16 protein-coding genes are annotated in these 16228 nt (G+C 34.1%); 1 reads left to right on the top strand and 15 read right to left on the bottom strand.

What is annotated here, in order from left to right; genetic code table 11:
* Positions 1–274 precede the first annotated feature (274 nt).
* The 4 genes from HED67_RS16555 to HED67_RS16570 form a co-directional block, all read right to left on the bottom strand.
* Positions 275–1036: a DUF4160 domain-containing protein gene (locus HED67_RS16555; RefSeq protein WP_221718939.1), complete on the bottom strand. Its 762-nt coding sequence runs from the start codon at positions 1034–1036 to the stop codon at positions 275–277.
* A gap of 22 nt (positions 1037–1058) precedes the next feature.
* On the bottom strand, positions 1059–2183 hold the full coding sequence (locus HED67_RS16560; protein ID WP_155205084.1) for an AAA family ATPase: 1125 nt from the start codon (positions 2181–2183) through the stop codon (positions 1059–1061).
* A complete protein-coding gene (locus tag HED67_RS16565) occupies positions 2176–3315 on the bottom strand; it encodes a DUF262 domain-containing protein (RefSeq protein ID WP_221718940.1) in 1140 nt (379 codons plus the stop codon). The genes HED67_RS16560 and HED67_RS16565 overlap by 8 nt, the downstream gene beginning before the upstream one ends.
* 611 nt (positions 3316–3926) lie before the next feature.
* Positions 3927–4112, bottom strand: coding sequence for a helix-turn-helix domain-containing protein (locus tag HED67_RS16570; RefSeq protein WP_221718941.1), 186 nt, complete (start codon positions 4110–4112; stop codon positions 3927–3929).
* A gap of 299 nt (positions 4113–4411) precedes the next feature.
* On the opposite strand from HED67_RS16570, the gene HED67_RS16575 reads away from it, so the two are divergent.
* A complete protein-coding gene (locus HED67_RS16575; protein WP_221718942.1) occupies positions 4412–4912 on the top strand; it encodes a relaxase/mobilization nuclease domain-containing protein in 501 nt (166 codons plus the stop codon).
* A gap of 301 nt (positions 4913–5213) precedes the next feature.
* Here HED67_RS16575 and HED67_RS16580 read toward each other — a convergent pair whose 3' ends face one another.
* From HED67_RS16580 to HED67_RS16630, 11 genes are all read right to left on the bottom strand, one after another.
* The gene (locus HED67_RS16580) at positions 5214–5576 is read right to left on the bottom strand and encodes a type II toxin-antitoxin system HicB family antitoxin (RefSeq protein WP_221718984.1); all 363 of its coding nucleotides are present in this window, start codon (positions 5574–5576) and stop codon (positions 5214–5216) included.
* Positions 5560–5817 (bottom strand): type II toxin-antitoxin system HicA family toxin, encoded by a 258-nt coding sequence (locus tag HED67_RS16585; protein ID WP_221718943.1) that lies wholly within the window; start codon positions 5815–5817, stop codon positions 5560–5562. The genes HED67_RS16580 and HED67_RS16585 overlap by 17 nt, the downstream gene beginning before the upstream one ends.
* 45 nt (positions 5818–5862) lie before the next feature.
* On the bottom strand, positions 5863–8025 hold the full coding sequence (locus HED67_RS16590; protein ID WP_221718944.1) for a DUF2357 domain-containing protein: 2163 nt from the start codon (positions 8023–8025) through the stop codon (positions 5863–5865).
* Positions 8026–8043: 18 nt separating this feature from the next.
* Complete coding sequence (locus HED67_RS16595) at positions 8044–10497, bottom strand: AAA family ATPase (protein ID WP_221718945.1); 2454 nt, start codon at positions 10495–10497, stop codon at positions 8044–8046.
* A gap of 198 nt (positions 10498–10695) precedes the next feature.
* Positions 10696–11073, bottom strand: a complete 378-nt coding sequence (locus HED67_RS16600) for a TnpV protein (protein ID WP_221718946.1) — start codon at positions 11071–11073, stop codon at positions 10696–10698.
* A gap of 10 nt (positions 11074–11083) precedes the next feature.
* The gene (locus HED67_RS16605) at positions 11084–12580 is read right to left on the bottom strand and encodes a coiled-coil domain-containing protein (protein ID WP_221718985.1); all 1497 of its coding nucleotides are present in this window, start codon (positions 12578–12580) and stop codon (positions 11084–11086) included.
* 341 nt (positions 12581–12921) lie between these two features.
* Positions 12922–13149 carry a DUF5348 domain-containing protein gene (locus HED67_RS16610; RefSeq protein WP_221718947.1) on the bottom strand — a complete coding sequence of 76 codons (228 nt, stop codon included), beginning with the start codon at positions 13147–13149 and terminating at the stop codon, positions 12922–12924.
* A 174-nt stretch (positions 13150–13323) separates the two neighbouring features.
* A complete protein-coding gene (locus tag HED67_RS16615) occupies positions 13324–13566 on the bottom strand; it encodes a complexin-2 (protein ID WP_117887968.1) in 243 nt (80 codons plus the stop codon).
* Between the two features lie 91 nt (positions 13567–13657).
* A complete protein-coding gene (locus HED67_RS16620; protein WP_221718948.1) occupies positions 13658–14812 on the bottom strand; it encodes an AAA family ATPase in 1155 nt (384 codons plus the stop codon).
* A complete protein-coding gene (locus HED67_RS16625) occupies positions 14809–15132 on the bottom strand; it encodes a plasmid mobilization protein (protein ID WP_022250154.1) in 324 nt (107 codons plus the stop codon). Before HED67_RS16625 ends, HED67_RS16620 begins: the two co-directional genes overlap by 4 nt.
* Positions 15110–16210 (bottom strand): site-specific integrase, encoded by a 1101-nt coding sequence (locus HED67_RS16630; protein WP_221718949.1) that lies wholly within the window; start codon positions 16208–16210, stop codon positions 15110–15112. Before HED67_RS16630 ends, HED67_RS16625 begins: the two co-directional genes overlap by 23 nt.
* Positions 16211–16228 lie beyond the last annotated feature (18 nt).

The following is a 16228-nucleotide window of genomic DNA, read 5'->3' on the forward strand; positions in this document are numbered from 1 at the left end:
ATATCAAAAGTAAAAAAGCAGGAATCATAATTTATAATAATTACGATTTCTGCTTTTTGCTAAAGTTAATGACATTGTTTATTTATGGGCTTTTCCGCAATTTTTCATGCTACTCAAACTCGGCAAATTCGAAGATGTTACTAAATTTATTTGTTTAGTTTCTATTCCTTTTCTGCTGTTATTTTATCTCAATTACACATATTATTCTGGCTTACTGATTTTCTGTTGCCAATGTGTTGCCACGGACATATTATAATAAAACTTGCTCTTAAAATCAACTATTATGTAAATTGTTCCAAGTTTCCTGCAACTCACACTTATTTTCTTCATACCACTCTTTTATTTCATTAATCATATGCAATGTCCATTTTTTCTTGCCTTCCCTATACAATTCGCCATTATTCAACTTAAATACTGCCGCAAACTCATTTTTACTTACATGGAAATGCGGTGGATGATAATCAAATTCTTTCGCTCTTACTTCGATTAAATATTTTTGACATGTTCTCCATGTTTTAATCTCCGGTTCACAATTCCACCACTCCGGAGTATATATATTCTCTATACAATACTCATACTCCGAATTTTCAAAATTAACATTAACAGGAAGTTGCGTACATTCATACGCAGGATGTAGAAAAGATATTACCCTTCCTTCATTTTCTATGGCATTGGTAAAACAATTTCTTGTATCAAATTTCTCTCTATACTCCGTGTCGAATTTATATTCTTTTATTTCTATATTTGATACTCCTTCATTACTATAAAAAGGAGGTTCATAAGTTAATTTTATTAATTGTATTTTTAACCTTACCAGCTCTCCAGATCTTTCATTCTTCTTTTGTGGTATTTTAGTTAATGAAACTCCTTTACATATCTCTGATTGCCAAAGTGTATCTTTTTTCCAAATAATATTTTCTTTTCTTTCGTTCACTTTCTTCAAAACTGGAAACGTATAAGACCTAAGTGACTCAAAAAAATCTTCCACACTTTCAAATTGACCCCTTAGTGAATATTCATTTAAATAATAATCCATTTTCTTTTGTAGGCTCCATTTCCTATAATCCTAACATTCTATCTAAATCAATTTCAAATTGATCAAATAAATCATTTATATCCATGTCATCATTAGTTCCTATAATTTTCCCATATTCTTTAAAAATAATAGGATTACATTGTGTTTCATACTGTTCGTTCATCGCTAAAAAATTAACGGTAATATCTTCTTGTTTCATCTTTCCTGTCGCTATCCCCACACGTAATCCATTAAAGATATGATCACTATGAGTTTCCACAAATAACTGACGTCTTGATTTACTAACAAAATATAAAAATTCACATAATCTCGATTGTGCCTTAGGATGTAAATGAATTTCAGGATTTTCTATAATAACAATCGAGCCTTCTTCTGCACCTAAACATGAAATTATCACACTTATCAAGTAACTAATTCCAGAACCAACATTTACGGGTCTACAGTACAATGCCTCTGAAGCCATATTAGCTGGATTATTGTTATATTTTACCTGCAAATAATTTGTTTTTTTTAAATCTTTAATAGATAAAGTAGTACCCACGATATAATTCAACCAGTAATTTACTTGATCCAATAAACTATTAGTACAATCTACATCTTGTACAACGAGGTCCTCACTCACTGCTTTACTTTCATTTTGTAATAAATACGCCAAAGCATATTCTCCATCTATTCCAAAATCACTTTCATTTAACATGTTTTTGGCATAAATATCATTTGCCCCCATACGATGACATGATAAATAATGAAAACCATACTCTTCCATTATTAAAGTAGATTGCTCTATATCTTCATGTTCTTCATCCATCATAACATCAGCAACAGTTAGTTCCTCCAATGAGGTATGAATATTATATGTCTCATTTTCCTTATCTTCATCAAATTCTATCCATGCTGGTTTTCTTTTTCCTTTTTCTAATATTTCTATTCTAATAGGGGAATTTGACATATAATAATTTCTAACTTCACGAAAATCACCTATAGAAATATACTTCCCATTAAGTCCTCTTTGTGCCAATAATAACAAAGCATGCAGAAGTGTTGATTTACCTGATGAATTTGTTCCTACTAGTAAATTTAGATTTGAACATTCAACATTCAAATCTTTAATAGATTTTAATGCCAACACACGAATTTTATTAATCATTTTTTATCTCCTCAAATACCTTTTCCATTAATTGAAATCTTCCATATACTTTTACAGTATTGTCTCTACTATTTCCAATATAATCTAAAAATTCATCGCTATTTATTGTTCTTTTTAACGCTTCATATACCACTTTCTGTGGTACTACGACATTATTCTTCTGCATTAATGCCATAAAATATAAAGTAGTTTCAAAAATATTCATATTAATTGGTTTTGATTCATTTACTTCTTTCCGAAATGCACCTTTCCCCAAAATATCATTTGCCCTTTCTAAGCATTTTATTGTAAATTTCCCAATCTGTTCTAATTCTTCAAGCAATGTTTGATTCAATTTTGTCAAAGTAACTTCAATCAAATCATCTAAATCACCTGTGTATTCATATTGTTTCCCATCTTTATCTAATAAACCGTTAAACAACAAATAAAATGCTAAAAATCTTGTTACCAAATAGGAACCTTTCATTCTACTATCTTTTTTATGTTCAATACGTGTAGCTTTCACAAATTCTTCTGATTTAGTCACAGTAGTTATCATTTTTAGTCCCCTGCCATGATACAATGCATTTCTAATCTCTTGTTTGTTTAATTTTGTTCCACCTCGATTAACCCTATCAAATATATCAAATAATATTTTATCTGGTGTTGGTGGCAGAATGACATGCGAATACACTTGGTAATCCTCTAATTGAGATTGATATATTCCTAATTCATCTGTTAAATCTTTAAACTTCTTTCCATTTAAAAATTTTAATATTTTCAAAGATTTCAATGTAAAACCATTATTCAAAAATTCAAACAATGTTGACAGTCGCTGCTTCCCATCAACTACTACATACGTAGAATTATTTTGTTGTTTGAAATAGAATATAGGTAATGGTAATCCCATTAAAATACTTTCAATTAATTCACATTTTTGTTTGGGTCCCCAAACTGTATTCCTCTGAAAATCGACTTCTAATACTAATTGTTGTTTCTTATATTTTCTATAGAGCTCGTATATAGAAAAATCTTTTTTAGTAACCCTTACAGATGCAAAAAGAGGTTTTTCTTCGCTTCCAGAATATTCTAAATTATTTAATTCTTCTTCATTTTCCAATGAAATTTCATTTTCTAACAATATCTCATCCATTTTAGCCTCCTACTTTATTGGCAAACAATATCTATATCCATTTTATCATACATTTTTTGTATTGTCATTTCACATAATTGTAACATGTATACCTTTTAATAATTATATGTCTTATACACATATAAAGCAATTTTTTTACAAATATCCTTTCTTTCATCAAAAAAACACCGGATTTCTCCGATGGTCTTGTCTGAATTACTTTTATTTTCTATTTTATCAATATCATATTTATCTGCTAAGCACAGCTTGCAAAGAGCCAGATAGACTATTATATTCATCAGATTCAAAGAAAGCATCAGAAAAAAGCCGGACACATGGTACTTTATATTGCACTGTTGTTTTATCTGCTTTTTATTCTGTACCGAACTTATCTGTACTTGCATCCAGAGACTTACACAATTACATCTATTCTTGGTACAACAGCGGAACAATCTGTATATGGTATCTTTCTTTTTCCTGTAATTCTCTTGAGTTATTATGTACTGAGCTTTTTGTTAAGAAAGCGAAAATAGCAAAAACTCTCCAAGTAATAAGCATGGCTGAACCCCTCCGGATTCAGCCTTTATTGTCTGCTATCTCATATGCAATTACATCTCTATGTATTTTCTCTTCTAATCAGCACACTTTCTTTTAATATAATCATTTACACTTTTAACAGGTATCTTCCATGTTCCAACTTTAAAGGCTTTTATCTCTCCTGACTGTAATAATTTATAAGCTGTTGTTGCTGATATAAATAAACGGTCACAAAGCTGCTCGATTGACAGCAATTCATTTTCATCTACAAGTGTATTCATATGCTCGTCTCCTTTATCTGTATTTTTTTATACCTTTATGTTCCATCAGAAATATTTTTATCAGTAAAAAATAAAAGAAACAGATAAAAGACAACAAAAATCAATCTTTGCCAGTCATAAATAACGTTTGTAAAAAATAACCAACGAACACTATGGTAAAGGTCTGGAGAGATTCCTACCTTGCAGGGTTTTTCATTATATATACTATATATTCTATTACATTATTTATTATATGCTATATATAGATATTATTACTATATATACCTAATATTATGATAAACATAAGGAGAACTACCATTATGAAAAAAGGAACTTTACTTGTAGTCCGTAAACCATATCAGAGAGACACTGTTATTCAGAACACTTTAAATTATGCCATTGGATCACTGTTTGCAGACGAAGAAGATATATTGACATCACATATTGATAATGAAGATGACTCCGATCAGATTATTCAAGAATATTACCGCCTACAGGCACCTTATAATATGACAGACCATAGAAGAATGTTTCATTTCATTCTCACAACCCGAACCTCCAAATCCATGTGTACGATACTGGAAGAAGCCGCATATGCTTTGCAGGACTATTTTACTGCCATTGGATATCAGGCTGTCATGGTTCTTCATTCCGGCAGTTATAATGATGTATTAAACTATCACTATCATATATTGCTTAACCCCATTTCTGTCTCAGGACTTCGCATACCGGATAAATACCAGACATATCAAGACATTGTGAATTATCTGAATCAATATACTCATACATTATGGAATTGGAAATATCGTTCAGCTCACTAATATTTATATTCAAAAACACGAAAACTCATTATTCCCGCTGATAACAGAACCAGAATAGAACCAGAACATAAGTAAAGAGACCGGAAATGCCCTGTTTTCAAGGCTTTCCAGTCTCTTAATGTACCGAATTTTTTATTCGAACTCGGCAAATCCGAAGATGGTTTTAAACATATTTGTTTAGTTTTTATCTCTTTTCTGCCGTTATTTTATTTCTGTTACATATATTATTTTGGCTCGCTGATTTTCTGTTGCCAATTTGTTGCCACTTCATTATAACCATAGCATAAATGTTTCGCAATCGTTATTTTGAAAAGACTGCATCATTTCTGGAAAGAAGGTATACGCAATATTGGTTCATGCTGATTCCCTCTCTTTGCGAATGTTCTGCCAGTGATCTATGCAGACTCCGAGGAATTCTCAGCTTAAACTGACCAGAATAGTCTTCCAGACTGTCTGGTTCATGAATCTCCACACCATCTTCCAATGCAGCTGCCAACCATGCCTTTTTCGCATCCAGTGCATTCGCTACTGCACTTTCCACAGTCTCTCCACAAGTAATACAACCAGGCAAATCCGGATAAGAAACCACAAATCCGCCTTCATCTTTGTCTTCTACAATTTCCATACGATAGGACATTGCCATGTAATCATTCAGCGTCTTCATCATTCTTCGCCTCGCTTTCTACAATCTGCCTTACCATTTCCACATATACTTTCTTAATCGATTCGTGCTTTGGTATAGTAATCGGCATGCATCCCTGCTTTCTGAATGTATAATGACTGCTTCCACTTCTCGGTGCATTCATTTCATATCCATAGCTTTCCAATACTTTCCGCAGCTCATCAAACCGGAGGTCTTTCGATAAATTGCATATACGTGTTATCAGTTTATCCCATTTTGACATCTGTTATACCTCCTACTTATATTATATGTGGTATCGTATTTGGTGTCAATCGTTTTGTTTTTGTATGTTCTTTTTTAAATAAAATTTACATTGTTCAGCACCAATGCACCCCGGAAGACCTGAAATTGAACATTCTACCTTACCACTTAATTTGTTCCGTTTCACATATTGAATTAAATTTCTACAGCTATCTTCTTTTAGCAACTCTCTAGATCTTTTAGGAATAAATCGTTCACAAGAAGCGTTAATGATTGTACACGGCTTCTTTTGACAGAGACAAATATTTTTAGCATAATAAAAACAATTTTTTCCACTCACCTTAATATTAGAGCTATCATTTTTTCTGTCTTCCTCGTTTGTCTCTACAAGTATCTTCGGCTCACGCTCCATCTTCTCCGAACCACTTTCAAAATCTTCTTTTAAATATTCGATATTTTCACGTTCTTCCTCAAGTATATCAACAACTTTAAACAATTTTTCTATCTGTTCTTTAAGGATTTGTGTTCCCATATCTCCATCAACAATTGTCAAAGAAAAGTATTGTGGTAATGCATGTTTTTGTGAGTTAATCGCATTTCTCTTAAAATAATATATTTTATCTTCCTTACTAGGATATATTGCTTCAATTCCTATTACATCTGAAAAGAACTTGTCTTTAGATGCTATTTGTGCTCCATATTTCAAGACTAATGCCGGAATATATCTTTTTTTTACGTTATAAAAATTTGAATACTTAGCATCTAATATATAATAGTAATCTTTATAATTACCCGATATTTTCAATACAAAATCTGGTGTCCATCTATCGCTCCACTTACTTTTTATAAAATTGTAACCTGTTGAGTACAAATTAGTATAGGTATTACTTCTATCTGTCCATATAGATGGTTCATATAGTAATGTTATTTCATACCCGTTACCTTCAAATATATATTGATTATTGATATTTTCAGAGTCATCCTCTACATCGTATATGACTCTGTCCGAATCTTGTAAAATAAATCCACACAAAGCGATTGCATTCTGAATCTTTATCAAACAATAATATTCAAAAATACGGCTTAATGTTTTGAGTTTAAATAAATAATTCAAATGATCAAACGTATAGTCTCCTGTTTCAAACCACTTCACCATACATTCATAACAAATTCGATAATGATAAATTTGTTTAAATGTATTCGTAAGCTTAGGTAATCCATATATGTCCTCTGGTATGCACTTTAGAATTTTTTCATATCTATAATATATTTCTTCTAGAATATCTTTTCTTTCAGAAAATCTATCCACTACACCTTTATAATAAACATAAACACATTTTCCTGTAAGTGCATGTGTATTTGGCAATTGTGCAACTATTAATTCAGGTACGTTTTCTACCTCTACAATTTCTCTCGTAAATCCTATAATTTGATTTTCTAGATAATCAATAACATTTTTTAAAAATCCTAATATAACTCTATTTTCATACACATTATAGGAATATTTAGAAATATATGTTTTTATTTTTGATGGCATATAATTTTGACCATTAAAATCTATTCCCGTTTTTTTATCAGTTTTCACAAGATTATCTGGATTGCACGCAATCCATCTTAAACTTTCCTGATTTACTACTCTCATTGATCTTACGTCTTCTACACTAGCTACAGGTTCTACAAATGATTTCTTATGATTAAAAAAGGAATCATAATTTTCTTCATAAGTTTTTATAATTTCATCTACCAATTTCAGCGTATTCCAAATAGACCTTGTACTATCATTCTTAAGCCCTGAATTCTTTTTACTACGGCTAAAACACACCTCCAAAAAATTAGGAATATTCTTTTCTATTTCGTCTAACATTTGTTCAACTTGTGTTGATGTTTGTTTCGTAGTAGCAATTCGAAGAAAATCCGAATAAAAATAATCTTCAGTCCCTTCTTTTTCACTTACCCACACACTTATATATGCCAAATCAAAACAGCCACCAAAAACTAAATCTTGATCCGTTTCATACCAATCCATAGATGCTTTATAATGTATAGGTACTGAATAGTCTCCCACAAATATCTCTACATTTTCATACTCTTCTATTTCACGCAAAATAAATTTGTATTGATAATTTTCAAAAAATAGTTGCTCATTATTAAATGCTTCAAAAGATGGTTGGCGATCACGCAACAAGATTTCTGCAACAGTACCATCTGGCTTAACTATGCATAACTTCATGTTGATCTCCCCTTTATTTTATAAACTAAAGAAACTATAAAATTCATGTTCTGATTTTTCTATGATTTTAGAAACAATACTTGCACTTTTATTTAATTGGTTTTCTTTACAAATAGCCATTAACCCATTCAAAAATTCCCTATACTGTTTTCCGTTTCCGTTAATACACGGAAGTATTTTCTGAGATATAGCATAATCAAGTGCAACTTCTTTTGATGACATAAACGTTTCAGCAACTAAATAATAATGGCTCATCAAATGAATGCTTCTTGCACTTATGGTATGTCCGCCCTCTTTCATCTTATCGATGATTCTATCTAATCGATTTTTGGTAATCTGGTTCATCTTTTTATCCTTTACGTTATGCCAATCAAAGATATTATTTAATACTTCTAATGAAATCACTTCGCTATTATTCTTAACAACTGAATCATCTACTAAACCTGAAACAATAGCATCTACAGACACCGGATTCATAGATATAACCCATGCCCGATCAAGAAATCTTGGTGAAAGATCTGCAGTTGTTTGATCATAATTAATAGTTGCAAGAAATTTTAGTTCTGAACCAAATTCATATTTTTCTCCATTTGAATATGAAACAACCTGATGTGCAGGATCATCACAATAATAATTAAAATTAGACCAATAAAATTCTATTGGACTTAAGTTAGCTTCATCAAGCAAAACAAAATAAGGTGCTTCAACTATCTTATTTACATTTTCCTCATTTAATTTCTTCATGCATTCTGAAAATCTAGGTTGAGTACTTTCTATTTCTTTCGTTAGTGGATTGTAATACCCTATTAAATCTTTTGAAGAAGTCCATCCTCTTTCAACAAGAATTTCTGCGAATCTAGAATCATACAAGCCAAGTGCTTTAGCCAACAACTTACATAATGAAGTTTTTCCTGTTCCTGGTTCACCTGCAAAAACGGTTATATAATTTTGCACTATACTTATCAAATAATTGTAAGCATCATCTTTACTAATTATGCGACCTGCTTCTTCAAATTTTTCACAAAGAATAGATACTATTTTATCAGCATCCACATTTTTTTTCAGATTAGATATTCTACCTAAAACATTTTTTTCCACCGTTTCTTCTGGCATTTCTAATTGTGAAACCAGCAATTTAGTTATTTCTGAAGTTCGATTATTTGCTGCCCATTCAATAATCTTAGTATTTAAATCATTTGACACAGTTCTATATTCATCTTTTATAGAATCGCAAGCCCTTTTCCAAGTATCTCTATCTGCTTCAAACTGTTTCGCTTCTTTTTTTGCCTTTTCAATTGCATTTTTTACATCTTCCAATTCTTTTCTATTTTCTAAAACTAAATTTTCTATTTCTTGTTTTTTCTGCTCAACTGCCTGTTCTCCAAGTTTTTCCAATTCCGCCTGCTTATCACTTAATTTTTGATTTCCTGCCGCAATTTCTGTTGCAAGATCTTCCTTTTCCTTTTCTAAAACATTTAACTCATCTAAAATTTCCTTTTTCTTTTCTTCGTAATGAACATCTTCACGAACAACATTGGTCAATAATTCTTCATGAGTCTTTAAATATTCCTCTTTATCTAATTTTGCATTCGGATTGTTTTTAAAGTATTCCTCCGTTAAACGTACTTTATAATCACTCAAATCTACAGCAGTTTGCAATAGCTCACATATTCTTTTAATTCTATTATCCGTCAATTGTCCCTCTTCCGAAAAAGAATCCGCCAATTCCAAAAATTGCTCTCGCACACCAGCTAAATTATCAATTTCTTCCGATTTATTCAATAGAGTTTTAAAAAAATCCGCAAGTTCTTCATTATCAATATATTCTATTTTTTCTTCAGGCTCAATAGCTTTTAAATCACTAATATTATAGATGAATTCTATGCGATCATTTCGTCTGATCGAAAAGTATCCATCCATAATAATTTTTTCTATATCCGAATTTTTGTATTTGTTTATAGTTCCACTATTTATAAATACTTTAATAGTATAGTAGGACTCATCACTATATGAATCTTCAATATCAGAAATCATAAATTCAAATGGGCCATAACAATCCTGTGCATATCTCAAAAGAATCTGTTTATTAGGCCGATGTTTAATTCTAATAGTCCGTTTTGTTTTATCATTTATAAAGTCCTCAATTGCATAATCAATATCAATAATTTCTATAACATCATCTTTGTCAAAATCATCAATTGCATTGAAAGAAATTTGATATTTATTACTATTATCAGTATACGGGGCATAGCCTGGATGCAAATCTTTATTAAAATCAATTTTAAATTGTAATAATCTGTTTTTTATACTTTCTGTATCACTATCAGATATACCAGTAAGTGAAACTGTTCCACCATTCGGAAATTCTCCCCACCTATCTTCAATTCCTCTTAATTTGCCATCTTCCATAATCTCGTATTGAGGACGAATAAAACTCTTATTACCAAATGCTCCCAAAAAATATCTATACATCTTTTGTCCCTCCAAATTAATTATCTTATTTTCATTTCAAAACTCACTCAATGAATTTTCACGATTATACAATTCTATTAAATAGGCCTTTATAATAATATGATTTTATCTAAATTTTATCACATTTAGCTTAATTACTCCATCGAATTATTACAAATGCCCAAGAAAAAGAGTGGTAAATATTACCACCCAAATTCTTTATTCATACACGATTTTTTCCAACACAATCTCCTCCGCACAAGCCCGGATATTATTCATTCTCCCAACCCACACCATCTGATCCTGCATCTTCAGTTCTTCCGTCACTCCATGCGCTCCTTTCATCTGCTCCACCAGTCTGTCCATCATCTGATCACACTCCTCGTCAATCTGATGCAGATGCTCATTTAACTTCCCAGCAAGTACCAGCTCCAGATATAATCCCTTCCGATGCTCCTGCAAATATGTCTTTCTCAGCATTCCATACTTTCCAATCGGATACTCTGTCTCTTCCGGGAGATACAGGTCAGGATAGTACAGACCGTCCTCTCCTAAAGTATAACTGATTCCATTTTCTCCCATAATGTGTTTCTTCATGATTGTCCTCCTATCTTGCTCCCCGATCTTTGTTCTGACTACGGATATGCTGTTTATTTTTCTGTTCATTCTGTATTTCTTGTTTCTTTTCTGCCAGCTTCGCCCTAATACCATGTGCTACTGGCTCTTTGCCAGTTTCTTTCTTCCATTTTGCTATTGCAGTTCGATACTGGCTATACTCAGTTTGAGAAGCCTTAAAATCTTTTAAAAATTCCTGTACACTTCTATATCCGATTTTCTGCACAATCCTTGGAAGATAATCTTTCATATCTCTAATCTGACTTTTCAATTCATCAATTTCATTCTGCAATTCTTTTTTCTTTCTTCCTTTAAACCATCCCTTTACCTCTGACAGTTCTTTCTTCTTTGCAGAAAGCTGTTTTTGTTTCTGTTGAATTGCACCGTTTTGATCTTCCAGTTCTTTATTCACTTTAAATAGTTTCGGATACTTTGATGCAAGCCTCGTCATTTTAGGTTGTTCCGGTTCTACCTTTTCTTCTTTTGTTGTCTCGACTGCTGCCGTGCTATTTTCAGCAACATGCTCTGGGTGTTCTGTTTCCGTTTGCTCTGTCTGTTTTGGCACTTCCCTGGGTTTCTTAAACAGCACACTTGCTATCAAAAACTCCAATGCCTCAACAGCCACTGTCACAACTCTGGAAAATAATCGTGGTCTGTTTCCACGCCGGGCAATTGATTTCCTGATCGGCTCCGTGATTTCTTTCCGCTTCACTTCCATTATTTTCGGTTCCGGCACTCCACTAATCAATGCCATATCAACAGCTCTGTTCCATTCCCGGCGTTTTTGGTTATCCGCTTCTATTTCCTGTGCCTTTGGATTATTTTTTCCAATTTTCTTTGTTGCAAGATAAACACTGCCACGTTCAAACACTTGTAACTTCTGATTCTCATCTTTCACGTAAATATTAATTAAGTCTGTATAAGAATGCTTTACCTCATCCAGAAATGAATTACTTTTGAAGCGTTCCTCTTTCACTGTAAACAATTTTTTCTCATATACTTCACCTTTTTTTACGATACTGCAGCCTTCCCGAATCTCGCCATCTTCTCCTAATATCTCTTTCTTGGTTCGGACATGTTTTCCATTTTCATCATAAAACATATTTCTGCTGGCAATCTTAATGATTGGTTCATCCAGTAGTTTCCGTTCTGCAAATATCAAATGAATGTGATAATTGGTCTTTCTTTTATTGTGGTGCAAAGCAGCAATACACTCTGTTCCATAATTCTGTTTAAAATGATTTGTTAAAAGTTGCAACAATCTGTCCGGCTGATATTCTGTAAAGCTCTCTGGTAATGCAATGATTAATTCTCTTGCTTCAATACATTTTCCTTCTGTTCCGCTTTTTGCAAATTCTTCCTGATTACATTTTGCAAGTTCCCGCCAGAATTTCCGTTCTGTGGTTTCATAAACTGCATAGAGGTTTTCCTGTTTTGCATGACTGGATATATAAGTGATCCTGCCTTTTACATTGCTTAGTTTTGTCATTTGAATAAATGAATTTCTTCCGATAGGCACTCCCTCCTTGTCTTCGGCAAAATAAATTCTGCCATATCATTTGTGAGTGGATGCATCGGCATCCGTTTACGAACTATCCGCCTGTCGGCGGAACAGCTCCCGGCAGGGCGAAATATCCTGAGTACAAATCTTTAATTTGTGCGATGGGTGTATTTCGCTCTCAAACGCCGAGGGCTTTGTGAGATGCTTCTTACATCTACCACAACTTGGCTTTCGCTTTTCATTTTGGGCGTATTCGCCCTCTTTTTCTGCCCGTATCCGGGCTTATTTTTTCACTAACAACAAACCGACTATTACTCTTCCTGTCTGCTTTATTCCGGTATCCTTGCCCGTACATACTCCAGATCTCCACAATATGGTGTTCCAACCAAATACCATTCTCTCGCCAGATTCATTTCCATTCGTGTCTTTACCCACTGATCATCAACTAGAACTTCCAGACATTCTCCGCAATGAAATCTCGTATCAATCCATAAGTCTGATGATAATAAGCCATATCTCTTGTTATAACTGTTGTAACCTAATCTTCCTTCTCTCATGGTGTCATTCTCCCTTCATTTATCATTTCCTCAGGGACGCCCTGAATCAGGGCCCCCTTTTAAAAAGTTTTTTCTTCGCCAATCAACTACCAGCTACACCTTACAGACCTTCTCTTTGTCTGCTATCTACAGGTGCGTGCCACGCTCCTGTCATAAGGTAATCAAACAGAATCTTTACCAACGAAAGTCCTCATGCATTCCACACTTATCCAAATACTCTTGTCTTGCCTTTTCCCGTTCTTCCTCAGTTGGTGCTGTTTTAAATGTTGTATATAACTGATGTTTTACCACACTATCTAATTTTTCCATCAATGCTTTTTCTATCTCTGGCTGATATTCCTCGTTCCCGGCAAGATGATACTGGAACAATGCCAGCAATAAATCTTTTGGTATCTGTACCTGTGATTTTCTTTCCATGTTTCTCCTTTCCGTGACGGTCGTGACGATAGTGACGATATTTTCACTACCGTCACGCTATATAAAATACCGTCACAACCGTCACATATCGTCACGCTTGTTTTCCGACAAAGGTTAATCTAATTTTTCTTCCATCGTGTCCTCGTTCTGTTTTATACTGGATTCCATATTCCAGAATCAGACGTTCCAGGCTGACATTTAATTTTCGTGATAATGCGTTCGGCTGCATTTCCACCTGCAATACTTCCACAAGCTCTGTTGCTGTTCCTACCCACTCTGGCATAGTTTCTGTTACAAGTTCTTTGATTTTTTCCAACACTGGATCTTCTAGTTCTTTCCAAAGTTCTGTTTCTGTCTTGGTAAGTTCCCAGACACATCTCTCCCGATTAAAGTTCAACCACAGTTTCTGATCCTGCTGGTCACGCCCTGCCACTTCCAGAACTGCCTTATTATCTGTCCGTTTTTCTTTCTGCATGACGAATGCTCCATCCGCAGCTCCAAGCAATCCATTCGTGCCAGAAATCATATCAAAACTATCGGAAGATTCCATTTTCCTTGTATGATGCACAACCAGAAAACAGATGCTATATTTATCACTGAATGCTTTCAACTTTGTTACAATCTCGTAATCGCTGGCATAACTGAATTTATCTCCACCGACTTCCCGGACTTTCTGAAGCGTATCAATAATAATGAGCCTTGCGTCCTTATGATCTGTTACAAACTGCACAAGCTGTTGTTCCAATCCAGCATTTAATGATTTGGACTTTGTAGCAAAATAAAAGTTTTCACTGCCTTCCATTCCGAACATCTGTGATAATCGTTTCTGCAACCTTGCATAATCGTCTTCCAATGCCAGATACAGAACCGTTCCCTGTCTGACTGAAAAGCCCCACAATGGAAGTCCTTTACTGATGTGATACCCGATCTGTGCCATGAAAAATGATTTTCCAATTTTCGGTGAACCAACAAACAGGTAAGTTCCGTTATACAGAAGTCCATCTATAATCGGCAATTTTGGTGGATATGCAGTATCATATAATTCCATCATGGAAACTGTTTCCAAATCATCTGGATTCTTTTTATTTGCTGATTTTGCTGTATTTTCCGCATTATTTGTGGCTTGCAGATTGCCCTTACCGGGCAAATCTGCTATACTTTGGTTGGTTTTTAAATTTTCTAATGGCTGTTCCACATCTGCGCCAACAGATGCAATCGGAGCAGTCATTTTTTCTTTTGCTGTCATTCATTTTCCCCTTTCAATCCATACAATGTCTCTGCGACCAATCTCAGGGTACTCAACAACTCTTCGTTTTCCTCACTGCATTTTTCCAGATGTTTCAATTCTTCATAAATCTCTGCCATCTGATTTCGCAATGCTTTATACACTCTTGGATTTCCCTGTACCACAATTTCCCGATCAGTTAATCGTTTTGTGATATAGTCCTGCTTGCTAAGTCCTGACAATCGGACACATGCATCAATCTGCTCTGCTTCTTCCGGTGATACCCGGAATGCTACGATTTTGTTTCTCCATCTTCCTTTACTGTCCAGATTCTTCTCCATTTGATTTTTCCATCCTTTCAATATCCAACTGTTCTGCCATCTGTGTCTGCTCACTTGGAAACAGATGCGCATATCGGTAAGTGATATCAATGCTCTCATGTCCCATTCGATCTGCGATTGCCAATACCGTAAATCCCATATTGATCAATAACGATACATGGGAATGTCTCAAATCATGTACACGGATTCGCTTCACCCCAGACACTTTTGATCCTCTGTTCATTTCATGATGCAGATAAGATTTGGAAATCGTGAAAATCCGTTCGTCCTCTTTCGGCTCATACAGCATTTTCAGATAATCCTGCATCTCATCACACAAAAACTGCGGCATCTTAATGGTTCGATTACTTTTTAATGTCTTTGGTGGTGTAATCACATCTTCCCGGTGCAACCTCTGGTAGGACTTGTTAATCCGTAGTGTATGCGTTTCAAAATTGAAATCTACCGGTGTAAGTGCTAATAATTCGCCCATGCGAAGCCCACACCAGTAAAGTATTTCAAACGCATAATAGGAAACAGGCTTGTCCATCATGGCATCTGCAAATTTCAAATATTCTTCTTTTGTCCAGAACAGCATTTCCCGGTGTTCCTCTTTTCCCATATTTCCTGCTTTCTGTGCCGGATTAGATGGAAGATGGTAAAAATTAACTGCATGGTTGAAAATAGCACTTAACTGACTATGAATTTTCTGCAGATAAGAGGCGGAATACGGCTTTCCATTCGGCTGCCGGATCGCAAGCAATTCATTCTGCCATGCAATAATGTCCCTTGGCTCAATTTCTCCTATTTTACGCTTTCCGAAATAAGGAAGAATTTTAGTTCTGGCAATATTTGTCTTCGTTCCCCAGGTATTATCACGAATTCGATTTTGCATATCCTCCACATAAATCTCATAAAAGCTTTCGAAAGTCATATCCAATTTGGCTTCTTTCTTCAGCAATAGCTCTCGTTCCCACATCTGCGCTTCTCGTTTTGTAGGAAATCCTCTTTTGGATGACTGGTGCGTTTCTCCTGTCCAATCGGTATAACGATAGACTACTCGCCACTTTCCAGTGGCATTATCTTTATGAATACTCATACAAATTCTCCTCTCTTT

The sequence above is a fragment of the Pseudocoprococcus catus genome, from assembly GCF_019734885.1.
Taxonomy (GTDB): Bacteria; Bacillota; Clostridia; order Lachnospirales; family Lachnospiraceae; genus Coprococcus_A; species Coprococcus_A catus.